Annotated in this window: 29 protein-coding genes and 1 pseudogene; 5 read left to right on the top strand and 25 right to left on the bottom strand. The window is 65.2% G+C overall.

Annotated features, from left to right (window positions below):
* Window positions 1–73: 73 nt before the first annotated feature.
* From ccsB to AVW09_RS08395, 23 genes are all read right to left on the bottom strand, one after another.
* Window positions 74–991, bottom strand: a complete 918-nt coding sequence (gene ccsB, locus AVW09_RS08495; protein WP_063257744.1) for a c-type cytochrome biogenesis protein CcsB — start codon at window positions 989–991, stop codon at window positions 74–76.
* Between the two features lie 56 nt (window positions 992–1,047).
* A complete protein-coding gene (locus AVW09_RS08490; protein WP_231901796.1) occupies window positions 1,048–1,500 on the bottom strand; it encodes a DUF4307 domain-containing protein in 453 nt (150 codons plus the stop codon).
* Window positions 1,497–2,267: a M23 family metallopeptidase gene (locus tag AVW09_RS08485; protein WP_082822873.1), complete on the bottom strand. Its 771-nt coding sequence runs from the start codon at window positions 2,265–2,267 to the stop codon at window positions 1,497–1,499. The genes AVW09_RS08490 and AVW09_RS08485 overlap by 4 nt, the downstream gene beginning before the upstream one ends.
* 67 nt (window positions 2,268–2,334) lie before the next feature.
* Window positions 2,335–3,021: a copper resistance CopC family protein gene (locus AVW09_RS17235; RefSeq protein WP_082822872.1), complete on the bottom strand. Its 687-nt coding sequence runs from the start codon at window positions 3,019–3,021 to the stop codon at window positions 2,335–2,337.
* Between the two features lie 748 nt (window positions 3,022–3,769).
* Window positions 3,770–5,293, bottom strand: coding sequence for an apolipoprotein N-acyltransferase (gene lnt, locus AVW09_RS08475; protein ID WP_063257636.1), 1,524 nt, complete (start codon window positions 5,291–5,293; stop codon window positions 3,770–3,772).
* A gap of 41 nt (window positions 5,294–5,334) precedes the next feature.
* A complete protein-coding gene (locus tag AVW09_RS08470; protein ID WP_063257635.1) occupies window positions 5,335–6,261 on the bottom strand; it encodes a cytochrome c oxidase assembly protein in 927 nt (308 codons plus the stop codon).
* Window positions 6,262–6,271: 10 nt separating this feature from the next.
* Window positions 6,272–7,804: a cytochrome c biogenesis protein ResB gene (gene resB, locus AVW09_RS08465; RefSeq protein ID WP_331709260.1), complete on the bottom strand. Its 1,533-nt coding sequence runs from the start codon at window positions 7,802–7,804 to the stop codon at window positions 6,272–6,274.
* 133 nt (window positions 7,805–7,937) lie between these two features.
* Entirely contained in the window at window positions 7,938–8,702 is a 765-nt protein-coding gene (locus AVW09_RS08460; protein WP_063257633.1) for a cytochrome c biogenesis CcdA family protein, read from the bottom strand.
* Window positions 8,699–9,286, bottom strand: a complete 588-nt coding sequence (locus tag AVW09_RS08455; RefSeq protein ID WP_063257632.1) for a TlpA family protein disulfide reductase — start codon at window positions 9,284–9,286, stop codon at window positions 8,699–8,701. The genes AVW09_RS08460 and AVW09_RS08455 overlap by 4 nt, the downstream gene beginning before the upstream one ends.
* A complete protein-coding gene (locus AVW09_RS08450; protein ID WP_063257631.1) occupies window positions 9,283–9,615 on the bottom strand; it encodes a DUF6804 family protein in 333 nt (110 codons plus the stop codon). The genes AVW09_RS08455 and AVW09_RS08450 overlap by 4 nt, the downstream gene beginning before the upstream one ends.
* Window positions 9,612–10,154 (bottom strand): signal peptidase II, encoded by a 543-nt coding sequence (locus tag AVW09_RS08445; RefSeq protein WP_063257630.1) that lies wholly within the window; start codon window positions 10,152–10,154, stop codon window positions 9,612–9,614. Before AVW09_RS08445 ends, AVW09_RS08450 begins: the two co-directional genes overlap by 4 nt.
* 383 nt (window positions 10,155–10,537) lie before the next feature.
* Window positions 10,538–11,551, bottom strand: coding sequence for an NAD(P)-binding domain-containing protein (locus AVW09_RS17230; protein ID WP_082822871.1), 1,014 nt, complete (start codon window positions 11,549–11,551; stop codon window positions 10,538–10,540).
* Window positions 11,551–12,219, bottom strand: a complete 669-nt coding sequence (locus AVW09_RS08435) for a DsbA family protein (RefSeq protein WP_063257628.1) — start codon at window positions 12,217–12,219, stop codon at window positions 11,551–11,553. The genes AVW09_RS17230 and AVW09_RS08435 overlap by 1 nt, the downstream gene beginning before the upstream one ends.
* A gap of 626 nt (window positions 12,220–12,845) precedes the next feature.
* Window positions 12,846–13,787: a cation diffusion facilitator family transporter gene (locus tag AVW09_RS08430; RefSeq protein WP_063257627.1), complete on the bottom strand. Its 942-nt coding sequence runs from the start codon at window positions 13,785–13,787 to the stop codon at window positions 12,846–12,848.
* Entirely contained in the window at window positions 13,787–14,167 is a 381-nt protein-coding gene (locus AVW09_RS08425) for an ArsR/SmtB family transcription factor (RefSeq protein WP_063257742.1), read from the bottom strand. Before AVW09_RS08425 ends, AVW09_RS08430 begins: the two co-directional genes overlap by 1 nt.
* A 249-nt stretch (window positions 14,168–14,416) precedes the next feature.
* Window positions 14,417–15,031 carry a DUF305 domain-containing protein gene (locus AVW09_RS08420; protein WP_331709259.1) on the bottom strand — a complete coding sequence of 205 codons (615 nt, stop codon included), beginning with the start codon at window positions 15,029–15,031 and terminating at the stop codon, window positions 14,417–14,419.
* Window positions 15,032–15,103: 72 nt separating this feature from the next.
* Window positions 15,104–15,349 (bottom strand): hypothetical protein, encoded by a 246-nt coding sequence (locus AVW09_RS17680; RefSeq protein ID WP_156496026.1) that lies wholly within the window; start codon window positions 15,347–15,349, stop codon window positions 15,104–15,106.
* Entirely contained in the window at window positions 15,346–15,489 is a 144-nt protein-coding gene (locus AVW09_RS17675) for a hypothetical protein (RefSeq protein WP_156496025.1), read from the bottom strand. Before AVW09_RS17675 ends, AVW09_RS17680 begins: the two co-directional genes overlap by 4 nt.
* A 26-nt stretch (window positions 15,490–15,515) precedes the next feature.
* Complete coding sequence (locus tag AVW09_RS08415; RefSeq protein WP_063257626.1) at window positions 15,516–15,695, bottom strand: hypothetical protein; 180 nt, start codon at window positions 15,693–15,695, stop codon at window positions 15,516–15,518.
* Complete coding sequence (locus AVW09_RS08410) at window positions 15,692–15,880, bottom strand: hypothetical protein (RefSeq protein WP_063257625.1); 189 nt, start codon at window positions 15,878–15,880, stop codon at window positions 15,692–15,694. The genes AVW09_RS08415 and AVW09_RS08410 overlap by 4 nt, the downstream gene beginning before the upstream one ends.
* 343 nt (window positions 15,881–16,223) lie before the next feature.
* Window positions 16,224–17,093: a zeta toxin family protein gene (locus AVW09_RS08405; RefSeq protein WP_197462589.1), complete on the bottom strand. Its 870-nt coding sequence runs from the start codon at window positions 17,091–17,093 to the stop codon at window positions 16,224–16,226.
* 137 nt (window positions 17,094–17,230) lie between these two features.
* Window positions 17,231–17,680, bottom strand: a complete 450-nt coding sequence (locus AVW09_RS08400) for a MarR family transcriptional regulator (RefSeq protein ID WP_063257623.1) — start codon at window positions 17,678–17,680, stop codon at window positions 17,231–17,233.
* 53 nt (window positions 17,681–17,733) lie between these two features.
* Window positions 17,734–18,744 carry a DinB/UmuC family translesion DNA polymerase gene (locus AVW09_RS08395; RefSeq protein WP_063257622.1) on the bottom strand — a complete coding sequence of 337 codons (1,011 nt, stop codon included), beginning with the start codon at window positions 18,742–18,744 and terminating at the stop codon, window positions 17,734–17,736.
* Window positions 18,745–18,825: 81 nt separating this feature from the next.
* On the opposite strand from AVW09_RS08395, the gene cmtR reads away from it, so the two are divergent.
* The 5 genes and pseudogenes from cmtR to AVW09_RS18215 all read left to right on the top strand — a co-directional run.
* A complete protein-coding gene (gene cmtR, locus AVW09_RS08390) occupies window positions 18,826–19,185 on the top strand; it encodes a Cd(II)/Pb(II)-sensing metalloregulatory transcriptional regulator CmtR (RefSeq protein WP_063257621.1) in 360 nt (119 codons plus the stop codon).
* Complete coding sequence (locus AVW09_RS08385; RefSeq protein WP_197462588.1) at window positions 19,182–21,092, top strand: heavy metal translocating P-type ATPase; 1,911 nt, start codon at window positions 19,182–19,184, stop codon at window positions 21,090–21,092. The genes cmtR and AVW09_RS08385 overlap by 4 nt, the downstream gene beginning before the upstream one ends.
* The gene (gene lspA, locus AVW09_RS08380) at window positions 21,089–21,649 is read left to right on the top strand and encodes a signal peptidase II (RefSeq protein WP_016465415.1); all 561 of its coding nucleotides are present in this window, start codon (window positions 21,089–21,091) and stop codon (window positions 21,647–21,649) included. Before AVW09_RS08385 ends, lspA begins: the two co-directional genes overlap by 4 nt.
* A gap of 2 nt (window positions 21,650–21,651) precedes the next feature.
* A complete protein-coding gene (locus AVW09_RS08375; protein WP_436970512.1) occupies window positions 21,652–21,960 on the top strand; it encodes a hypothetical protein in 309 nt (102 codons plus the stop codon).
* A gap of 246 nt (window positions 21,961–22,206) precedes the next feature.
* Window positions 22,207–22,314 (top strand): annotated as a pseudogene (locus AVW09_RS18215) (AAA family ATPase); the annotation flags it as partial.
* An 87-nt stretch (window positions 22,315–22,401) separates the two neighbouring features.
* Here the strand turns inward: AVW09_RS18215 and AVW09_RS18465 are convergent.
* Both AVW09_RS18465 and AVW09_RS08365 read right to left on the bottom strand, forming a co-directional pair.
* Window positions 22,402–22,827 (bottom strand): helix-turn-helix domain-containing protein, encoded by a 426-nt coding sequence (locus AVW09_RS18465; protein WP_082822870.1) that lies wholly within the window; start codon window positions 22,825–22,827, stop codon window positions 22,402–22,404.
* 23 nt (window positions 22,828–22,850) lie between these two features.
* Window positions 22,851–23,045 carry a hypothetical protein gene (locus AVW09_RS08365; protein ID WP_063257619.1) on the bottom strand — a complete coding sequence of 65 codons (195 nt, stop codon included), beginning with the start codon at window positions 23,043–23,045 and terminating at the stop codon, window positions 22,851–22,853.
* Window positions 23,046–23,171 lie beyond the last annotated feature (126 nt).

The raw sequence follows: 23,171 nt of genomic DNA, 5'->3' as shown, positions 1-23,171 counted from the left end.
CGTCGCATGGAGCCAGGCGACCCCACCGTTACCGGCGGGTGGGCGTGTCCGAGCCTGACGCTGGAGGCAGGCATCAGTTCAGCCCCGAGTAGGCGTGCAGACCTTTGAAAAATATGTTCACGGCGGTGAAGTTGAATAGCACCGCGGCGAACCCGATGATGGACAGCCATGCAGATCGGTTTCCGCGCCATCCACGGGTGGCACGGGCGTGGATGTACCCGGCGTACAGCACCCAGATGATGAAAGTCCATACTTCCTTGGTGTCAAACCCCCAGAAGCGCCCCCAGGAGTCGTTTGCCCAGATCGCGCCGGCTATCAGGGTGAAGGTCCAGAAGATGAACCCGACGATGGCGAACCGGTAGGCCAGGGCTTCGAGGTTCTCTGAGGTGGGCAGGGTTCGGAGCAGGCCCCGCCGCGTATTGACGGAGGGGCGATTCTCGCGCCGGTGTTGTAGAAGTTGCGTCACGGACAGGCCGCACGCGATGGCGAACAGCGCGGTCGCAAGGGAGGCCACGAAGACGTGGATGACAAGCCAAACGCTGCGTAGCGGGTCCATTAGAGGGGTGACCTCGACGTAGAACGCCAAGGTCGCACCACCGAGAAGAAGGACGACCATCCCGAGGAGGAAAGATCCGAGGAAGCGCAGGTCGTACCGCCGGAGGGCGAGGAGGAACACGCCGACAATGAGAAGAGTGCCGGTAAGTGCGAATTCGTACATGTTCGCCCACGGCACACGGGCTGCGGCGACGCCTCGGAGAACGTCCCCGCTCAGCTGCAGCACGAATCCCAAGATGGTGAGGGCGGTTCCGATACGAGCCCATACGAGACGTTCGCGATCGCGTGGCGGCACTTGCAATTGCACCGCGGCCGCCACCGGTGGAGCCGGGGCCCCGACCGTGACGAGCTCCTCGACGCGAGACACGCGCACGGCAAGATCGATGGCATACGCCGCAAAGGCGAGCACGTAAACGCCGATGGCGGTCCACACCATCAGCAGGGACAGCCCATCAAGGGTAAGGGCGGTTGACTCGGTCACGAGGGGAGTCCTTAGATCGTCCAGCACTCTTTGACGGTGCCGGTGGTTGCAAGGGCGAGGGTCGGAACGCGTTCGGTGAAGGATCGGGTGGTCTCGGGGAAGGGGTCGTACTCGACGACCCGCCACCCTACGACGCCGAAGTCCTCATCCAAGGCTTGGATGGCGCACGCGAACCGTGCGCCGGAGGGAGGGGTGGCTTGGAAAGACACAGTCACAGCCCGCTCGTCAACGACGAGGTAACCGGTCTCGGCGATGGAAATGTCGTCCAAGCTGTTTCCAAGCGTGATCCAGACCAGGTATGCAATGGCGGCGGCTGCGAACACCGTGACACCGATCCAGAAAACCCGGCGACGCCAGGGCCGTGAAGTGCGGCCGTATCGGTCGTCGAGTTTCTTCTGCAGTGCGGCTCGCTGCGATGCGGCGCGACGCCTGCCGCCGCGCATGGTGAGGGCGCGTTCATTCACTGAGCATTCGCTTCCAACCAGGCCAGGGAATCCACGGCGACGTCGTTGACGGTCACCTCGAAATGCAAATGGTTCGCGGTGGAGCGGCCTGTACTTCCCACAAGGCCGAGGAGTTGACCCGCCTGTACTTCCTGGCCGCTGTCGACTTGTCTGCTGTTGTATTGCATGTGCGGGTAGACGGCCCGGATACGTTGGCCGTTGACGACGGACTCAACGGTGACAGCGACGCCGTAGGCGCCATAGCTTTCGCTCGAGACACCGACAGTCCCAGCTACGGACGCGTAGATTGGCGTGCCACCATCAGTCACCATGTCGGTGCCCATATGCGCCCCGCCTCTCGCCCCGAATCGATCCGTCACTCTGAACGTCGACGTCAATGGCCAGCGCACGACCCCGCTACCGGCGGCGAGGACGGGGACTGCCCGTTCAGCAGCCAGGGTGGTGGGGGGTCGAGCTGCGGCGGCTGCGGCGGCTGCGGCGGCCGCCGCCTCTCTCGCCTTCTTCTGCTGGATTTCTTCCTGGGAAGTTGCGGCGTAGCTCTGCCTGTCCAGGGGCGAAGCGGGGAGCGCGGAGGACGCGGTGAATTGTTGCGAGTCGTCCGCAGAAGCTTGCTGCAAGGGTGACTCGGTCTTCGCGACAGGTGAGGCCGCGTACGCCGGCAGCGCTAGAGGAAACATGAGCGCCAGCGTCAACGCACCCGCGACAAGCGGACGGGCGCGCAATGCGCGCGCGGCCTTCGGCCGGTGAATGCTCCGCGCGTCACGCATCCTGAGCTCGTTAGCGTGGCGCCGTTCCCTTCGTGTCAGGAGGAGTGGCTGGTGTGTCGACTGGGTCTCACTGCTCATCGACGGTGCCCTTTTGCTGCTTCACCTGCTGTCGCCGACGCCGTCCGGACGAGAAAAAGACAAGCGCCGCCGCGCCGAGAATGACGACAGCGACGCCCGTCACTACGAGCGGAACACTGATGCTGCTTGTCGGCTCATCGACCTCCGCCACGGCGCCCGCCATCGCGCTCTGCTCTGGCGTCGAAGAGATGGTTGGGCTTTGCCCGGGTGCGGAGGGGGAAGCCGCAATCGCAGAGGCTTCCGGTTCCGCGGACGTTGAAGGTGCCACAGGAGCGTCAACAGTGAACGCGTATTCACCGCTGATCGGATGACCGTCGCTGGAGACCACGCGCCAGCGAACCGTGACTACGCCTGGCGACGAGAGTGGCTCCACTGCCTGGGTCACCTTCGTGTCAGTGACCACGGGAGTCGTCAGCGCGACGTTCGTTCCGGCGGAGTCGATGACTTCCACCACGATGGCACTGGAGGCGTCAAAAACCTCGCCGCTGTATGTCATCGAGACTTCGGTCGGGATCGACGTGACGACCTCATCCGCTGCTGGAGAGGACGTAACTAGGGCGTCGTGAGCACGAGCCGGCGACGAACTGGGCAAGACAAGTGCCGCGGATAGAGCCATCACAGCAATACCGGCGGCTGCGAACCAGCGAGGCGAACGGGTAGCGAAAAGCTTGTGCATGGGTGTCTTTCAGTGAGACTGCGGTGCCCGGGGATCCAGCACATACGGCAGTCGTCGATTAATCGGACCTAGAACGCTCCGAGTGCATCCGTACGGCCGCGCCCGAAGGGGTGGGAGGATGCGTTTGACCACACCCTCGCTGGCATCACATCAGCTGAGTAGGTGTGAGTCTCGGAGCGCCGGCACGGATCAGGTCCGTGAAAGAGACAGCTCGATCAGACTTCGCGTCTGAGAGCGTGGGCGGGCAGTACACACAATTTGAGGCCGTGCGCGTCGAGGTAAGCGGATGGCACTGAGCTGCACCCTCATGAGACGGAAGCGACGCTCCAGTACCATTCCCGCAACGCACACACCTACCAGGCATAGCGCCACAGCCGCCGCCGGGAGAGCCTGCGCCAGGCTGACGACAACGTCGCCGGTGGGCTCATCTAAAACTGCCTGACCACTGTGACCGCTCTCCAACGTAAGGGCTGGGGAGGTGGCATCAGACCTCGCGGAAGCATCCGAGTGGCTGCTTGACCACACAGCGATAAGACACATCAAGAGCAAGAGGAGGCTGGCTATGATCCTCATTCTCACGACGGAGGCGGTACTGCCCGCGAGTGGGGCGCTTCCCGCGGTCACCGGCATCGCAGCGATGGTATCAACCCGGGCTGCACATCGCAGCCGGGCCGGGGCAGCTTGGCATCGGAGGCGGAGTGTGCGCTCCCCGTGCGGGGTGTGCGACAAGGTCTGCTGTCCGTCCAGCTCACGACCGTTTCCGCGCACCAACGTGGATGTGCAGACGGACCCACAACAGCACAACGGCCGACGCGACGACCATTGCAGTCTCGACGATGGGGCTGAGCCAACTTGCCGGCGTGATTCCTGCCCGTAGCGGCACCTCGCTCACTCGCCCAGCGGCCGTGTCTACCCCGATGGTCTCCACGATGGAACCATCGGGATTGATCACTTGGCTCGTTCCTACAGTGGAGACATTGACCACCGCGCGCCCCGTTTCGATGGCTCGCATCCGCGCGATGGCCAGCTGCTGCACGTTCTCGTCTGTTCCGCGGAAGTCGGCGTTGTTTGTCTGGAAGATGTAGACCTGCGCGCCTCGCTGTGCCGCATCAAAGATCACGTCGTCATAAATGACGTCGAAACAGATCGCCAACCCGATGCGGGTGTCTCCCACATCCATCACTGGCGCCGATCTGCCTGGGCTGTACTCCCGCTGGATCAGGCCGACAAGGTCAGGCGCGAGACGTTCGAACAGCCACCGGTCGGGCACGTATTCACCGAACGGGACGGGGTTGATCTTGTCGTAGGTCTGCTCGCTACCGTCCGTTTCCCACAGCATGGTCGAGTTAAAGGTCTGCTCGCCTCTTGTGGTTGCCGCGTTGATCAGGAGAGGGGCACCGTATGCGGCGGATATTTCACCCAGCAGTCGACGCGTGGGTTCTGAGGACGCCGGGTCGATGTCTACGGAGCCTTCCGGCCAGGCGAGTAGGTCCATCCGCTGGCCCAGAATCGCTTTCGATGCTGATGCTTGGGCTCGGAGCATGTCGCCTTTGTCGCGGTCGTCAAAGTAGCCTGCCGGCCCGTTGCCTTGGACCCACCCGACAGTAAACGTTCCGACGGTCTGGGTGGCGTACTGGGGTGTGACCGCCATGAGTAGGACACCGACGAGCGCTGGTAGGCCTGCGCGCAGGGTGCGACGCCCCGGCCGGAGGGCCTGCATGCTCGCGGCGCACACACCCACTACGAGGAAAGTCACACCCGTCGTTCCCACCCAGGACGCCACCTCGGGAAAAGGTCCCGACACTTGCGTCATTCCTACCCGTACCCAGGGGAACCCCGAATACGGCCACATTCCGACAAGCACTTCCCGCGCGGCCCACAAGGCCGCGACCAGAGCAGGGATACCCAGCAGGTCCAACACTCCGCCGAGCCTGCGTACTTTGACCCAACGGTAAGCGAGGGTGATGGTTACGCTGCCGACACCGATGAGTACCGTTTGCAGCGCGCTGAGGGCCAACCAGGGCACGGGTCCGAGAAACTGGGCCACCCATATGAGGTGGGCAAGGTTGAACACGGCCCCGAAGACGCACCCCACGAGGAAAGAAGCGAGCGTGCTTCTTCCGAGGAGAGCTGCGAGCAGGATCGTCACGCTCACGAAAGCAAGCGGCCACCATCCGAGGTCCGGTGTGGCCGCATCCATTAGCAACCCCGATGCTGCCGCCAAGGGCAACGCCGCCGTCACGGGCAAGGTACCCACGCCGTCGGTCCACATAGAGGGTTTGCGTAGGGCGCCGGTTGGCCCTCGAAGTGCTGTCATGCGGACCCACGTTGTTCGAGCCGGCGCAGGTACTCGTTGTACTCGTCGAGCTCCGGGTCCCCGTGGGCATCCGCCCACCTGCTTGCGGCGGCGTCACGAACGGAATCGTGCCGGAACCACCGGTGCATCACGATCAGGATCATGATGAGTGTGGGCGCCTCGCCATAGGACCATGCGAGACCGCCGGCTATGCGTTGGTCCTCGATCGGGTCAATGCCCAAAGCAATGGTCGATTCAGCGAATGTTCCCACCACCAGACTGGTCGCCATCATGAGGAACACCCCAAAAAAGGCGTGCAACGCTGCCTCGGCAAAAAGGTCGAGCGCCCGACCGCCGTGGCTCATGCGGACCGGCAGCGGATCTGTAGAGAGCACAGGGATGGTGAACAGAATTCCGCTGACCAAGAACGCCGCCTCCAAGGCGGTGTGGCCACCGGGTAGGGCTAGGACGGGATCGAGCAGATCGGCAATATACAGGCCGTAGAAGGCCGCGAGGTAGGCAGGTAATGCAACCCAGGGGCTGAGAGCCCATCTTGACCCTTTCCATCGCAACGCGCCGTGCGCCAATCTGAGGATGCTCTTACCGACGCCGCGATGTGGAGTTGCGCGCAGCAGAAGGGTTCCTGGGGAACCGAGCACGAGCAACGGTGGGATAGCCATCATCAATGTCAGTTGCTGGAACATGAACACCGAAAGTAGAGCTTCGCCGTAGTCCTCTACCGCGAGGCCGGTGACGGCAGCGAGGACTGTGCAGCCTGAGATGAAACTCACGGTGCGCAACACCGACCACCGACGACGCTGCCGCCACAGACGTGACGCCCCAAGGAGGTAGATGGCGGCCATCATCGTCGCGGCGACCGGTAAAAGGGTCAACGGGTTCGCTGCGAGCAGCAGGTAGTCACCGAACTCAGGGGAAGTGTTCATAGCTGTAGACCTACCGTGACTGCGCGGCCACACTCGCCCGCTCGCATGCTTGTGCGTGGGCATCCGCTAACTGCTCGACGGCACGGGCAAGCCCGGGGTCTTCTCCTCGAGCGAGACCGGCGTACTCGACGGGGATCGTCGAGTTGGTTGGGGTCGACGAATGGACTTTCACCCAAATGCGGCGGCGAGGTATGAGGAGTCCGGTGAACAACCCGACGCAAGCCAACACAGAAAATGCCAAGACCCAGCCGCTGCTGGGGTCGCGTTGAATCTGCAAAGACGCGAACCGTTTTACCGGAGCGCCGTCTGCTTCCTCCCATGTGATGGTGCCCCACCCATTAGGCAGCGCACTGGTACTGCCGGGCCTGAGTTCGATGGAGTCCTGTCCGGTGTCGCCGCCGGTGAGTTGCGTGAGTTCGTCAACTGCCAGGGCATAGACGGAACGGGGGGTTCCATCATCGATACCGAGGTCGCCTGCGAAGGCGTTGAGGGTTATGACGGGGTTGATGACGTCGGGGTAGATCGAGGTGGCGGCACCTGAGGGCAAGGTGTCCTGCGTGGGGTAAAAAAAACCGATCAGCCCGAGTTGCTGCGGCAAGCCATCCGGGACTTTGACTACACCCAGTGAGGTCATGTTGGAATCCTGCGGAAGGAAGGGTAGTGAGTCGCTGTACACGATCTGACCTTCCGCGTCACGGATGGTGAGGGTAGGCGCGTAGCCGTTCCCGAGGAGATGGATGCGGTCACCCCCCACGGTGATCGGATAGTTGACGACTACCCGCTCGGTCTGGTCATCCGCTCCGGGAGATCTGATGGTGACGTTGGCGGCGAAGTCGCCCGCTTGTCCGCCGCCAGGTGAGCCGGCTGGCTGGTAGGTGACGTCGAAACGGTCCAGCGTGAGGGAGTACGGCGTCAGGTTGGATCCGTCCGCGAAACGGCCGGGGTCAAAGGAGGAGAAGTCGCTGAGAGTGTTGACGAAGGTTGTCCCCTCCACTACGACACGTTGGCCGGTGTAGGCGAACGCTTTGCCGACGACGACGGAGACGAGCACGCCGACCAGGGCGATGTGGAAGAGCAGGTTGCCGGTCTCACGGAGGTACCCGCGTTCGGCCGAAACGGAGGTCCACCCTTTCCCGTCGTAGCGGCGGACGCGGTAGCGACGCCGGGTGAGTTCTGTTTCGGCAAGATCCAGCGCTGCGGCGGGGGTGACGTGCTCGCCGGGGATGGCACGCTCGAGGTGTTCGGGGAGTCGGGCGAACCGGATGGGTGTGCGCGGGGGGTGGCCTTTGAGAGCGCGGTAGTGGTGTTTCGCTCTCGGGATGACGCATCCAATGAGGGATACGAACAGCAGCAGGTAGATGGACGAGAACCAGGGTGAGTAGTAGACGTCGAAGAGTCCGACTGCGTCGAGGAATGGAAACCACTCGGGGTTGCTGCGCTCCCATTGGATGACGCCGTTCGGGTCGGCGCCTCGTTGTGGAAACAGTGAACCTGGCACTGCGGCCAGGGCGAGGGACAGCAGGAGGATGAGCGCGGTGCGCATGCTGGTGAGCTGGCGCCATGTCCAGCGCAGCCACCCTTTACCATCGAGCCTCAACTGGGGGCTGTCCTGATCGTCCGGAGCCCCGTCAGAGTGGTCCGCTGGCCGCCGCGGGTCTGAGTCAGCGTGGCGGGTGTCAGAGCGGGAGGGGGACATTGACTACCACCTGTTGCAGAAGTGACATGAGTGAGGTCCACACGCCCGTCACCATGAGCAGCCCGAGGAGGATGAGCACGGCACCTCCGATGAGGTTGAGTGCGCGAATGCGGGTGCGGAGGACTGTGACGGATCGCGCGGCCCACCCCCATCCGAGTGCCAGTGCGAGGAAGGGCACTCCGAGGCCGAGGGAGTAGGACAGACCGAGGAGCCCGGCTCGTGCGGGGTCACCGAGGTTCCATGACAGGGACAGGATTGCTGCGAGTGTGGGGCCGATGCAGGGCGTCCAGCCGACACCGAGTGAGAGTCCAAGAAGAGGGGCGCCGACGAGCCCTGCTCGCTCACGGAGGGCAGGGCGGATGCTGCTCTGCCCGAGCCGGATTGCGCCCATAAAAGTCAGCCCCAGGACGATGTTCACGACGCCAAACACGCGGGTGAGGAGATCGGCGTAGCGCAGAAGCGCGACCCCGAATAGTCCTCCTAGGACGGTCACGGTGACGAAGACCACGGTAAATCCGGCGATGAAGAGGAGGACGCCTGCCACGAGCCGTGGGCGTGTGGCGACCGCTGTCATACCGTCTTTGCCGGGTGCGGGGGGAAGGGCGGTGACACTGCCGAGGTATCCGAGGTAGCCGGGGACCAGTGGGAGGACACAGGGTGAGAGGAAGGAGATGAGACCAGCCAACAGGGCGAGGGGGATGGCAACCCAGAGCGCGCCGTCGACGACCAGCGTCCCGGCGCTCATGGCGCCTCCGCCAACGTGTCGGCGACGATGGTGGACAGAATTGATGCGCTGGGGAGCTGGCCGATAATGCGGGCGGCGAGACGACCCTGGCGGTCTATCACGAGCGTTGTGGGTGTGGCTTGAATCGGGGTGAGTTGCGCGAAGGCGAGTTTCACCTGGCCGTCATTGACGTCGATGATGCTGGGGTAGGTGACCTTATTCTCGCGAGCGAAAGATAATGCCGTCTCAGCCTGGTCGTAGGTGTTCACCCCGAGGAAGTCGACTCCCGTGTCCTGGAAGCGTTGGAAGACTTCTTCAAGCATGGGAGCCTCGACGATGCACGGTCCGCAGGCGGCGTACCAGAAGTTCACAACGAGCACCTCACCTAGGTAGTCATCGCTGGTCACGGTTTCACCGGTTTCGGTGATGCCTTCGAACTGAACGGGTTTGCCTCTGTCCGACGCGGCGATCTCGGCTACCTGGAAATCTCCATCAGAGAACGAAGCGCCCGCGCCGGCGTCGGATAATTGGGCCGTGGCTGCGCAACCGGTCACCATGCCCATGATGATGAGCGCCGCGCTGAGGGCGATGAGTTTGCGGTTCATGCCCGCTCCCTTTTGATGGTGGCTCCTGCGACAAGGAAGATGATTGCGGCTGCGGGTTGTGCGGCGGTCCACAGGACACCTTCAGCGGGAATGGGAAGCACTGGGTTCCACGCCACTGCGATTACCGCGAATACCGGCACCCACCACAGCTGCCGCTCTTGGTAGGCGAACGAGGCGACGATGAGCGCCAAAATCGCCACGATGAAGCGCACGACCGTGAACCAACTACTGTCCAGTAGAGCCGGCGCCACGAACAGAGCGGCTGCGGCGATCAGACCGGGGGCGAGGGCGTTTCTTTGGTACCGAGATGGCGTCTTCGTTTTCTTCACTGCTTGTCCTCCGGGGAAACATCGAACGGGGGTGGCCCGGCGGGCTCGCCCTGAGCGCCGCTATTCGTGCGTTGGCGAAGCATGAGCAGCACGGCGACTGCTATCGCTCCAGCGGCAAGGAAGATGTCTGCCAGGTTGCCGACGAACAGACTCCCGTAGGCGAGGAAGTCGGTGACGTGGCCGACAGCAAAACCGGGTGGCGACATGAATCGGTCGATGAGGTTGCCCACAGCTCCGCCGAGGATTAGTCCCACACCAGCCGCCCAGCCCGCCGTTCGCGCGCGGGCCGCCATAACGAAAAGCCCGGCGACGGCTGCCACGCCTATGACGGTGAGAATCCAGGTCATTCCCGAACCTGCCCCCAGCACCGCGCCGGGGTTGAAAGCGAGTTGCAGACCGAATGCGTCCCCGATAACAGACACCCGCCGCCCGTCTGCAAGCGCGGTCAGGGCAATGGCCTTGCTGAGTTGGTCTATCAACACCGCGGCCGCTGCCACTATGCAGGCGATGGCGAACGGTCGCGTCTTTTCAGCGGCCACTTTCTTGGCTCCTCCGGAGGTGGCGGGTTCGCCGCGCCGTGATGATGAGCATGACGAACGCGCTACCGAGAATGAGCGCCACTGCGAAGACTCCCATCAGGGGGGCGGCCTCGCCGCCGCCGGTGGGCACTCCGCGACCGACCGCGCGGGGGGTCGCTGTGAAGTGAGGGTGGGTCTGGTGGGCGGGCGATGGAGTCTCGGAGCTCACGACGCTGGCCTCTGAGGTGGCCGAGCTCAGCGCGGGCGCAACGACGGCAGCGGTTGGTGTGGCGGGTCCTGCAACGATGAAGGCGGCGTTAAGAGCGACGGTGGTGCACAGCACCAGCAGGACTTGCGATACCTGATGGCGAAATGTGGATGCGAGGAAGAGTTTCATTGAACTTTCAGGGTCGGGCGTGGATGAAACGGGCTATACGAGTCGCGTCCGCCCACGCACCGGGGAGGGTGTTGGCTTTGGCGTGGCTGTGGGAGGGAATCCCGGCGACGAATAGACCAGGAAGCGCCGTCGAGGTGCGGCTGCGGCGCTGAGGCTGCGGGAAAGTGGGCAGCCACTCGTCGCCCGCTTTGTACCCGGTGGCGAAGATTACTGACTGGTACGTCTGCCTGGACCCGTCTGAGAAGGTGAACTCGTCTCCGCGAACCCCTGTTGTCTCGGTCTGCATGTGGACCCCCTTGTCTCGGAGGGCGTCGTAGGAATGTCCGTAGAGGGGTTCCTGAGCGGTTTTCGCGCGTCGCCACGGGCAGACATGTGGGTGGCTGGGGTACTGCCGTGCGTGTACTTCGGTGCGCCGGGTGCGAACCGCCAAGGTGACGTCGTGCGAGTTCGCGAGATCTGAGGCAACTTCCACCCCGGCATTGCCCCCGCCGACGATAAGTACCCGACCCGGCGGGATCTGCTCGGGCGTTCGGTAGGCGCTGGTGTGCATCCAAACCCCTTCCACCTCGGCATCAGCGGCCCATTCCGGGAATCGGGGACGCGCTGCGGCACCGGTGGCGCACACGATGTTGCGGGTCTGCACCTCCCCGACGGTGGTGCTCAATCGCAGCGTTGGGCCGTTGTTATGGGGGGTCACGGCGAGGGCACGGACTCCCCAGACGGGTTTTAGGCCAAGCTCTGCTTCGAATTTGTGGAGGTAGCTCTCGATGTCTCTCGGTGTGGGGTGTCGGTAAGGATCACCTTCTAGTGGTCTGCGCGGGAAGCCAGAGTGCTCGGCGTTGCTGAGCAACCGCATAGAAGGCCGACGCGCGCTCCACGCGCGTCGAGCCCGCGGGGAGCGATCGATGACGACGAAGTCGCGTTGCGGCTCCATGCCGCGAGCGATCAGTGCTGCTGCGGTTGCCAGTCCAGCCTGCCCTGCGCCCACGATGATGACTCGTCGGTGTGACAGGCCCGCCATTAGGGGGTGTTATCCAAGCGGGTGGTGATGGCTTCTTCGAGGTCGTTCCATCGTTCGATGACGAGGGGTTCGCCGTCGACGAAGAATGTGGGAGTGCGGTCCACGCCGAGTGCGCGTCCGTCGTCGAGGTCCGATCGGACACGCTCGAGAGTGGTGGGGTCGGCGACCGCTTCGTCGTAGGCCGCCATGTCCAAGCCCAGCTCGGTCGCGTACGAGCGGAACAGTTCCGCTTGGCTTTGTTGAGACTCACCCCATTGGGCCTGCGTCTCGAAGAGGCGTTTGTACATCTCCTCGAAGCGTCCCTGGCGTGCCGCGGCTTCCGCAGCGACCGCTGAGTTTTCGGAGTTAATGTGGCCGGGAAGAGGGAAATAACGGACGACGTAGTTGATCTGTCCCTCGTACTTCACTCGCAGCTCTTCCACGACAGGGTAGTAGGCGCCGCAGGCTTCGCACTCGAAATCGAGGAACTCCACGATGGTGATGGCGTCGTCGCCGGCGTCGTCGAGAAGGTGAGAGTCTTCTCGAACGACCGCTATCGAACCGCCTCCCCTTTCCTCGGCGGCGACGCGGGTGTTGTTTTGGTCGACTAGGGCATAGATAACAGCCCCGGCGACGACGGCGACAGCGGCGGCGCCGGTAATGACCGTCGCCTTCCAGTTGATCTTCATGAGTACTCCAGCACTTGATGGCACGAGAAAAACCCGGGTTCACCCGGATGAGTGTCGCCGCGGGGGCGACGTGCCGATGTCAGGTTCTGGAAATACCCAGTTGCGTGATTGCGAGGGCGTGACCTCCAGGTCTGATGACCACCGCGTGGATGAGAGACGGCGGGAGGGCACGCCAGAGTATGAGCCCGGCCCGTCCGCGGCGTACCAGGAGATGAACGACGAGGTACAGCACAAATCCGCAGACGACACCTAGAACGCACACCGCCATTTCGGGTGACGCGTCGTACGCGCTCGCCTGGACAACAGACGTGATGACGGGTGCGGCTGGTTCTTGCGACGCAGCGTCAGATGCGGTCGCGACCGCACCGCTCGCCGGGCCGTTGTCGCCGTGGCTGAGCGCCACGAATCCGAGCAGCATGAGCGCCCCGAGGGCGATGATGGTAATGAATCGCGTTATCGTCCCGTGCTCGTTCTCTCGCGCGGAGCGCGGTGAGCGAGCGTCATTAGACATTGGTAGCCAGTGTACGTAGCGGTTCTGGGCGAATCGCTGAGAACGACTGGCGATGACGCTGGGATGCGATCGGGACGTCGCCACGCCCGTTCGAGCGGTTCGACGCCGTTCGCGATCAAGCGTGGCGGACATCCCCGGGTTCCGAATTTTGCAGGTCGGCTGTCTCAACCTGGAAGGTGGAATGCAACACGGACACTTTGAAGTGCTGGGCCACACAGGCTCTGACGTCCTTGAGGACTGCAGCCGCGTGTCCATCCGTGAAACATTCGTCTTCGACGACGACATGCGCGCTGATCGTCGGTAGGCCGGTAGCGACCGTCGAGGCGTGTAGATCATGGACGTCTACGACGTGGTCAAGTTCGAGGATGTGTGATCGCACATCGTCCAAATCCAAACCGTCGGGGGTGAACTCCATCAACACCCGCGACGTTTCGCGCAGCAGCTTGAACGCACGCGGAACGATGAGTGCGGCGATGAAAAGTCCGGCGATGGCGTCAGCTTGAAGGAAACCCGTGGTCCAGATGAGAACGGCCGCAACAATGACCCCGAGCGATCCCAGCGCATCGTTCATCACTTCCAGAAACGCCGCCCGCATGTTGAAGTTTGATCCACGACTGGAGGCGAGCACGAAGATGGCGATGATGTTCGCGACTAGCCCAACGACTCCGAAAACCAGCAGTTCGGTAGCTGGCACCTCAGGGGGCTCGAAGAGCCTGCGTACCCCCTCGATGGCGGCGTAGCCCCCGACCGCCATCAATAGAGCCGCTTGGCCAAAGGCGGCGATGACCTCGATACGACGGAACCCCCAGGTGCGTTGCGCACTAGCGGGGCGCCGCATCAGCGTCGCGGCGATGAGCGCAACAAGAAGTCCGGATGCGTCAGTGAGCGCATGGGCTGTATCCGTGAGAAGGGCAAGACTGCCCGTGAAGAAGGATCCAGCCGCTTGCGTTACGGCAATTGCCGCGGTGATTCCGAAGGCAATCCAAAGACGCGCGCGGTGGTCGGTCGGTTGCCCGGCTGCGCCGGTAGCCGGTGCGTGCGTGTGACCGGCGCCCATCAGGCCGCGTCCGTTCCGAGGGCGAAGTCTTCACCAGGCTCGTGGAGGTGGGCGCATAACGTGGCGCGCGCGCCCGTGTCTCTCAACAGGAGTTCGGCGGCGTTGATGAGGGTCGCAGTCGCGACCGGTTGCGCGAGATCGAACCAGGAAGCGCGTCCCTCCGAGCGAACAGTGACTAGTCGGCAGTCCCGCAGGAAGCTGAGGTGCTTGCTCACGGTTGATTGCGCCAATCCGAGGTGCTGAACGAGGTCCCTGACGCGATGCTCACCGGAAGCCAGATGCTGAAGAACTGCCAATCGCGTGGGGTCCCCAAGCGCGTCGAATAGGTGCGCGTACACAGCGGTTGCGTCAGAGTTGAGCGGACCACTCTCTTTTTTCATCGTCACAAAGCGATGATATCGCCGAATGCCGTCGCTTTTGATTATGAACCCAATTGGGAACCATGCTCATTCTCTCCGGGGTGCGCGGGCCGCACGAATGCTCGTCCGCAGAGCGAGCACCACGATTGGGACGACGGTGGTGAGGGACAAAGCTCGGGCGCGGAGCCCTGCGCGGTGAGGTTGGTGTGTGGGGCGTTCGTCTGATCAGGCGGTGGGGCGCGGTGGCTTTACGTGCCCCACCGCCGGTGGTCAGAGAGCGGCCAGAAGCTCCTCCATGGCGGCTGTCTCGGACGTTTGCGATTCGACGATCTGGTTGGCCAGGGCGACGGCGTCACTGTTTTTGCCGCTGCCGGTCTCTTCCTGCGCCATCTCGATCGCACCGCGGTGGTGCTGGATCGTCTGCTGGAGGAACAGGCGAGCGGCGTCGGTGCCGGTGGCCTGCTTGAGCGACTGCATATCTCCTTCGCTCATCATGCCGCCGCCGTGCTCCATGCTGCCGGTGTCGGGGGTGCTGGCGCCCCAGTCCTCCAACCAGCCTTTCATCTGCGCGATTTCGGGTTGATGGGCGGCCTTGATTTGCTCCACTAGCACGGTCACGCGCTCGTCGATGCCGATTTTGGCCAGAAGGATGTCGGACATCTCGATCGCCTGAGTGTGGTGCTCGATCATCATGGTGGCGAATATGACGTCAGCTTCGTTGGCGTCGGCAGATTGTGCGGGGGTAGCGCTGCTGCTCCCATGGTCCATTCCGGGCATGCTGCTGCCGGAGGTGGTTGCGCCGGGGCATCCGGCGAGGACGAGAAGGCTGGTGAGGGTGAGCGCGGCGGTCGCCGCAGCACGGATGTTCATGGTGGTGTTCTCCATTAGTCAGTGATGAGGCCCGACGGCTGTCGAGCGGGAATTGCGTTGCCCGAGTGGAGGCGGGCGGACGCGTCATCAGGTGCGAATGATGCAGAGAACGGTAAGTGAGGGCGGCGAACCCGGGTGGGCCGACGCTGGTGATCGGGGTTGGGTCGCGGCTAGCACGTTGTCTCGCAGCGCGATCCGCCGGCCGATGCGCAGGCGCACGAACAAGATCACGCCGACAAGCAGCGCCAGAACGCAGGCCATCCAGGCCATCGCATGATCGTCGCCACAGCCGGTGCATCCTGCATGATCCGTGGCGGTGGTGGTGGCGTTCATTGCTGCGTTGCCGGGAGAGGCGTCGTGGTGGACGCGGGGTGGTGCCAGCCGTTCGCCTTGAGGATCTCGGCGGTGCCGTCGCCGAGGCTGGTGCCCTCGATGATCGTTCCGGCCTCGGGGGTGTGGGTGATGGTGAGCATGTCGGTTCTCCTTCTCGGGTCGGTGATCAGTCGTTGTCGAGGTAGTCGGCGGGCGTCTCGCTGCGGTCGTGCAGCGCGTAGGCCGCCGGGAACAGGTCGAGCGCTCGCGCGACCGCGACCGGCACGACGACGTAGGCACCGGAAGCCATGTAGCCGACGCGATCCGCGGGCACGGCCTCCACGGGCTCGAAGTGCTGCAACGTCACCCCGGGAAGCCCCGCACGGCCTCGCGGGTGACCAGGCGCACGGCGGGGGTCTGCTCCGTCACCGGATCGTTGCCACCGGCGCCGACGATGACCACCTGACGCGCGGTGCGACTGATGCCCTCCGCCCCGGGTCCGTGGTGCTCGCTCTTGATGACCTCGGTACGGGTGCCGCGCTGCTGACTCATGGTGTCTCTCCCTCTGGCTGATCGTTTTTCTTTGCCTCTCCGGCGGGAATGACCGTTTGAGTGGAGGCGGCGGAGTGACGCCGATCACGGGCGAAATAAGCCCGCAGGGCGCGTCCGGGATCGGTGGCACGCAGCCGATGGAGCGAAATAGGTTGAGACCGCGGAGAGGTGAAAAAAAACCCGAAGGATGGGCCGCTGTGCGGCCTCCCCACGGCGGCGCGCAGCGCCGCTGCGCGAGGACCCTCGCGCCCCCGGAACGGGTGTTTACGACGCGCTGAGCGGGGTACAGGGCATGGCAGACGGCCCGGCTGAGGGATACCAGGCGGTGGGTGGCTCGCCCTCGTTAGCGGCTGGTGCCTTCGCGCCCCGGGCCGCGGGTGGCTGCGCGGGTCGGGAAGCTCTGAGCGACACTCGCGCGCGCCTGTGCGTGGGCGGTGTCGATTAAGGGGCCGCCGACCGCGGCCCGCGACTTGTCGACGTCGACGGCGCGCGGCTGCCCTTCTGCAGGGGTGTTGTATCGACGGAATCGCACGACGCTCGGGCTGGTGTCCGCCAGCTGCTCGGCGGCCAGCTCGGGCAGGGATCGTCCCGCGGGGCCGGCGTAGACGCTGCGCGCATACTCGCTGGGTACCCATCGGCCGCCGAGCTCGTCGGCGCCGGCGAGGGCGCGCTCGTAGGACTGCTGCCAGCGGCCGGCGATCCGCGCTTCGGAGAGCTCGAACGGGACCTCGACGTCGATCACCTCGACGGTGTAGCCGGCGTCAGCGAACTGCTGACCGAGTGCGACTGCTTTCTCGGGCGAGGAGAGAACGGTGTCAACGACGACGTTCAGGCCGTCGCGGATCGCCTCGTCGCGCAGGCGCGTGGCGAGCAGGGACGACTCCTCGTGCACGAGGGAGGCCAGCTCGAGCGGGTAGAACCTCTCCCCCGCCGTCTCGGCGGCGCGGACTTCGGGCGGCAGGATCGTTCGTTCGTAGCTGCCGTCCTTGATCGCGGTGATGAGCAGGGCACGCTTGAACTCGTCGGCGTCGACGGTGAGCCACGCGCTGCGGTTCGCGCCGAGCACTTCCGCGAGGACGGTCGACTTCCCCGCGCCCGGTGGGCCGGCGAGGATGATCGCCTTCTTCTCCGAGCGGACGTCGGGGAACAAGTTGCGGTACACGGTGACCAGGCGGTCGTGCAGCTGCTTCCGCTGCGCGAGCGGGCGATGCACGCCGTCAGGGGTTCGGACGAACCAGTCGGAGTTGTTGACCGTCGCACTCTTGCTCGCCGGGCTCAGTGGGCCTCCGGCCCTCGCCCACTCGCGCACCGTTTCACGGTGCGCCGCGATCGCTGCCGAGTGCTCCCCCGTCACCGCCCTTGCTCGCTGTAGCGAATAAGGATCTCGTCATATGTCGCGTCATCAATCAGGTGCTCGGTGTGGGCGCGCGCGACCTCCGCGAACTCTCCCGCATCGAACGTCGACCAGTCGTAGCCGTCGCTGGGAGAGCCGGGACGGTAGTCCCAGCGGCCCAGCTCATCAACGACCTGCTCGCGCGTCAGCTCGCCGGCATCGAAGCGCTGCGCAATCTCGTAGGGGGTCGCGCCCGAGAATCCGGGGCGCACGTCTAGTACGGCGGCCGCGGACTTCAAGGCGCTGTTGACGGAGGGCTGCGAAATGCCGATCCGACTCGCGAGCTGCGTCTGGGTAGTGTCCTGCGCCGCGGTGCGCAGCGCACGGAGGTAGGACACATGCGTCACCAACTCGCGGCTGCGCAGACGGCGCACGGTGTCGCCCGTAGGCGTTTCAGTGATCGACATGACAACTACCTCCTATAGACCAGTCTATAAGAGCGGGTCGGCGGCTGCCAGGGTCAGCGAGCGTGGGCTGTCGCCAGCTCGCCCCAGTGCGTTGTGGCGCGTAGCGACAGCGCATCGCGTTTCATCGTCCACACCGGTCCTTTGCGGATGCCGGCGAGGCCGAGGCCGACCGCGGAGCGGCCGTGACGCTTCGTCGCGGCGTCGATGGTGGCGCCGATGCCCTTGGTGTCGAAGTCGTTGTCGAACACGTCCAGCAGGGCGTGGGAGCCCTTGGCGGAGAGGTTGGTGAGGATGACGCCGGCGCGGACGTAGCGGGCGCCCTCGCGCAGCCTGGGCACGAGGGTGCCGGTGGCGGCCTTGACGATGGTCACCGGGTCGTCGGTGGGGACGGGGAAGCCGGCCATGCCGCCGGCGGACTCGTAGGGCGCGTCGGCGTAGGGCGACGTCGACGCGAACACGCTCATCGTCTTGGTGACTGATCCCTGCGCTCGGAGGCGGTGCGCGGCGCGCTGCGCGTAGACGGAGAGCACCTGTTCCATGTCCGCGATCGTCGTCACGGGCGCGGAGAACGAGCGCGAGAAGATCAGCTGGTCACGGACCGTGCGAGCGGCCTCGAGCGGGATGCAGTCGATGCCGCGCAGCTCGTAGACGGATCGTTGCAGGACGACAGAGAACTTCTTGCGAATGAGGATCGGATCGGCGTCGCGGAGGTCCCGGATCGTGTAGATGTTCAGCTCCGCGAGGCGTTTCGCGGTGCGGCCGGCGACGCCCCACAGCTCGGTGACGTGCTGCGAGGCCATGAGGCTGTCCATCTGCTCGGGCGTGTACCAGTCGACATCGCACACTCCCCCGAGGCTCGGGGGCTTCTTCGCGCCGCCCTTGTTGACGAACTTCGCGAGGGTCTTGCTCGGCCCGAAGCCCACGCACACCGGCAAGCCGACGTTCTTCGCGACGGCCGCGCGCATTGCGCGGCCGATCTTCTCGCGCTCCGTCGCGTCGCCGTCGACGCCGACGAAGCTCTCATCGATCGAGTAGACCTCCTGCCACGCGGAGTACCGGCCCAGCAGCTCTACTGGTAGGGCCGAATGTCGCAGGGTGCACTATTCGTCGTGGGATTAGTTCAGTCAACACTGTATGATCAGTGCATGCTGACCATTGCTTCACGCCTCGACGTCATGAACAGGCTCGGCCGGGCCATGGCCGACCCGACGCGCTCCCGGATCCTGATGACGCTGCTCGACGGGCCGAGCTACCCGGCTGTGCTCTCGCGCGAGCTGGAACTTACCCGCTCGAACGTCTCGAACCATCTGACCTGCCTGCGCGACTGCGGCATCGTGGTCGCCGAGCCGGAGGGGCGGCAGACGCGTTACGAGATCGCCGACCCGCACCTCGCTGCGGCGCTGACCGCGCTGGTGGACGTGACGCTCGCTGTGGACGAGAACGCCCCGTGCGTCGACGCCGACTGCTCTGTGCCGGGCTGCTGCGGAGTCGGAGCCGGCGCATGAGTGATGTGACGAAGTCTCAGGTGGAAGGCGTCGAGCTGGACGATGACGATGACGACCACGACGGCCCCTGGTGGACCGATCGCGGGATAATGGTCCCGGTCTTCTCCGGCGTCGCTTTCCTGACCGGTCTCGTCCTGGAGTGGTCCGGGCTGGAGATCCCGGCACTGGTGGCGTTCTGGATCGGTCTGCTGCTGGGCGCGTCGACGTTCACCCCGGGCGCGATCCGGAAGCTGTTCAAGGGCAAGCTGAGCATCAGCCTCCTGATGACCATCAGCGCGATCGGTGCGGTGATCCTCGGCTACGTCGAGGAAGCCGCGGCGCTGGCGTTCCTGTACTCGATCGCCGAGGCACTGGAGGACAAGGCCATGGACCGGGCCCGCGGCGGGCTCCGGGCGCTGCTCAAGCTCGTCCCGGAGACCGCGACCATCCGCTACGACGGCGCATCGGTCGAGGTCGCCGCGAAGGACCTGACTGTCGGTCAGTTGATGCTGGTGCGGCCGGGCGAGCGGATCGCGACCGACGGGATCGTCCGCACGGGACGCTCCAGCCTGGACACCTCCGCGATCACGGGGGAGTCGATCCCGGTCGAGGTCGAGCCCGGCGACGCGGTCTCTGCTGGCGCGATCAACACGGCGGGTGCGTTGGAGGTCGAGACGACCGCGGCGGGCACCGACAACTCGCTGACCACGATCGTCGAGCTCGTGGAGCAGGCCCAGGCGGAGAAGGGCGACCGCGCCCGCCTCGCTGACCGCATCGCCCGGCCCCTGGTGCCCGGTGTGCTGGTCCTCGCCGTCCTGGTCGCCGTGATCGGCTCGCTGTTCGGCGACCCGGAGCTGTGGATCACCCGCGCTCTCGTCGTGCTCGTGGCGGCGTCGCCGTGCGCGCTGGCGATCTCCGTCCCGCTGACCGTGGTCGCCGCCATCGGGTCGGCGAGCAAGTTCGGCGTGATCATCAAGTCCGGTGCCGTGTTCGAGCGGTTCGGCGTGATCCGTCACGTCGCCGTCGATAAGACCGGCACGCTCACCCGCAACGAGCCCGCCGTCACCGCGGTGCTCACCGCCGACGGCGTGACCGAGGCGCAGGCGCTGGCCTGGGCCGCATCGTTGGAGCAGCACAGCACCCACCCCCTCGCCGCCGCGATCACCGCCGCAGCTCCCGATGCCCCTGCGGCCGAGGGCGTGACCGAGCAGGCCGGGCACGGCATCGAAGGCAAGCTCGACGGCGCGCGGATCACGGTCGGCAGCCCCCGCTGGCTGGACGCCGGGACGCTCGGCGACCAGGTCGCGGGCCTGGAGGAGCAGGGCATGACCGTCGTCATCGTGCACCGCGACGGCGTCCCGGTCGCCGCGATCGGCGTCCGCGACGAGCTGCGCCCGGAGGTCCCCGAGGTCGTCCGCACCCTCGCCGCGCAGGGCATCGGGGTGACCATGCTCACCGGCGACAACGCTCGCACCGCCCGCGCCCTGGCCGCGCAGGCCGGGATCGAGGACGTTCGCGCCGAGCTGCGCCCTGAGGACAAGGCCACTGCGATCGCCGAACTCGGTAAGAAGAACGGCTCGGTTGCGATGATCGGCGACGGTATCAACGACGCCCCCGCCCTTGCCGCGGCCGACATTGGCATCGCGATGGGCGCGACCGGCTCGGATGCCGCGATCGAGTCCGCAGACGTCGCGTTCACCGGCCACGACCTGCGGCTGCTGCCGCGCGCGTTCGATCACGCCCGCCGCGGACGGCACATCATCAACCAGAACATCATCCTGTCGCTGCTGATCATCACCGCCCTGCTCCCGCTCGCCCTCTTCGGCGTCCTCGGCCTCGCAGCCGTGGTGCTCGTGCACGAGATCGCCGAGGTCGTCGTGATCCTCAACGGTCTGCGCGCCGCCCGGACCCGGAAGACCATCGCGTGACCGTGCAGGACGTCGCCGCGACAGTCGGCGAAGACCGTACGGGCCCACGGCCGCAGGCGAGGAGAGCCCTTGGCTTCACCTTGGTCGTGGCCGTGCTCGCTGTGGTGCTCGACCAGGCCTCGAAGGCCCTCGCCGTGGCACAGCTGGCCCCGGGGGAACGGATCCCGCTGGTCGGGGACCTGTTCGGCCTGTCCCTGGTCTACAACCCCGGAGCCGCGTTCTCGCTCGGCTCCGGGGCCACCTGGATCATCACCCTCATCGGCGTACTCGCCTCCGCCGCGGTGGTCATCTTCGCCATTCGGCTGCGCGGTGCCCGCTGGGGCCTCGCGCTGGGGCTGGTCCTCGGCGGCGCGGTCGGCAACCTCATCGACCGAATCATGAACCCGCCCGCGTTCGGCCGCGGCCACGTCACCGACTTCCTCGCCTACGGCGACCTCTTCGTCGGGAACGTCGCCGACGTCTTCGTCGTGATTGGGGTCGGACTCGTCTGCCTGAACCTCCTCCTGCCGAACGCTCGCACGATGACCAACAGCGAGAGAACGGAAAGCGCCTCGTGAAAGTGGAATTGCTGCACATCGTCGACTGCCCCAACACGGACATCGCCGAAGCCAACGCACGCGCGGCGCTCGACGCTCTCGGGCTCGGGGGCGTCGCCGTCGAGCTGGTGACGATCCACACCGAGGCCGAAGCGGCAAGCCTCGGGTTCGGAGGATCGCCCACGCTCCTGGCCGACGGCGTCGACCTATTCCCGACATCTCCTGTACAGGCACTTGCGTGCCGCGTCTACACAACGGAGAACGGGTTCGCTGGGGCACCAACCACGTCCCAGATCGAACGGGCGATCCGAGCATTGCCCGAGCAGGCGTAACCGGCGGACACGATCATCACCTGGTCAACATGGAGCCCACCAAGCCGTGGTGCGAATACTGCCTCCCGAAATACTGCTCTCCACCGACAAACTTTGCGACAATCGAACACATATTCGATACTGGCGCAATGCGTGACGACGGTCCCCGCCGGCATCCCCAGCTCCTCGCCCGCGAGACGTCACCCGCTCACTGGGTGATGCTCAACGCTCGCGATCAGGTCGCCGGGACGATCGAGCTGCGCCGCACGGCTCCTCCCACAGATTCAACGTGTCCTGAAGATCAACGAGCTCGACGTCATCACCAACGACGTCGTCGAAGCCGCCCGCAGCACCCTCGTCATCGGCACCACCTAACCCGACACGGAACGCAGCGAAAACCGCGACACAGAGCGAAGCTGCTCACAGTCGAGGCGTCGATACTTGCCGTCCTCAAACCATCGTTTACGGACGCGCAACGGTTGCGGTGTGGGCGAGCTGTCGGAGTCGGCGGGCGACGGTCGTCTGGCTGATGCCCAACTGCCCGGCGATGGCCGCAAGGCTCAGCCCATCTGAGCGGAGCTGCGCGATATGCGCGACCTGCGCGGCAGTGAGGGCGGCTGATCGCTGGGGAGGCTCCTGCGGCTCGTCGTCAGGGTGGGCGGCGCCGCGCCATCGGCCCGCCCAGAAGCCTGCGAGCCGGTATGGCCCCACCTTGCCCGCATACGCCGCGCACTCGGCCAACACGGGGCAGGATCGGCAGAGCGGTGCAAGCTTGAAAGCCTCTGCGCGCGCCGTGCCGTCTCGGATGAATCGATCGTCACCGGCGCACGCGGGAGAGGCCGCACTGAGCGCATTCTGGAGCGTTGACCATTCGTCGGCGGCTCTCATGGCCGACGGGCCGGGTTCTGTGCTCACTCGCTCGGGACGTCTGGCGCGGCGAATCGCGAATCGAGGATGGCATCGCGGACCGGGCGCGAGTACCCGACGATCTCGCGCACGCCCTGGTTGGGTGTGCCCACGAGCACACGCACGTTCGACCCTTTGCGGAGGAACGCGAGGGAGAAATCGCCGTGTCGCCCTTCGGCGATGTCCCAGCCCGCGGGCACGCGGTGTTCTTGGTCCCCAAGGTGGATCACGCTTGCGCGATCATCGGTGACTGGCGCCGAGACAGAGGGTGCCACGAGAGCGAGGCCGCGGGTGTCGTCGTCGTGCTGGCGAGCATCGAGCTGTCG

The sequence above is a fragment of the Microbacterium sp. T32 genome, assembly GCF_001619615.1.
Classification (GTDB): Bacteria; Actinomycetota; Actinomycetes; order Actinomycetales; family Microbacteriaceae; genus Microbacterium.
This window is presented reverse-complemented; position numbering and strand designations above follow the sequence as displayed.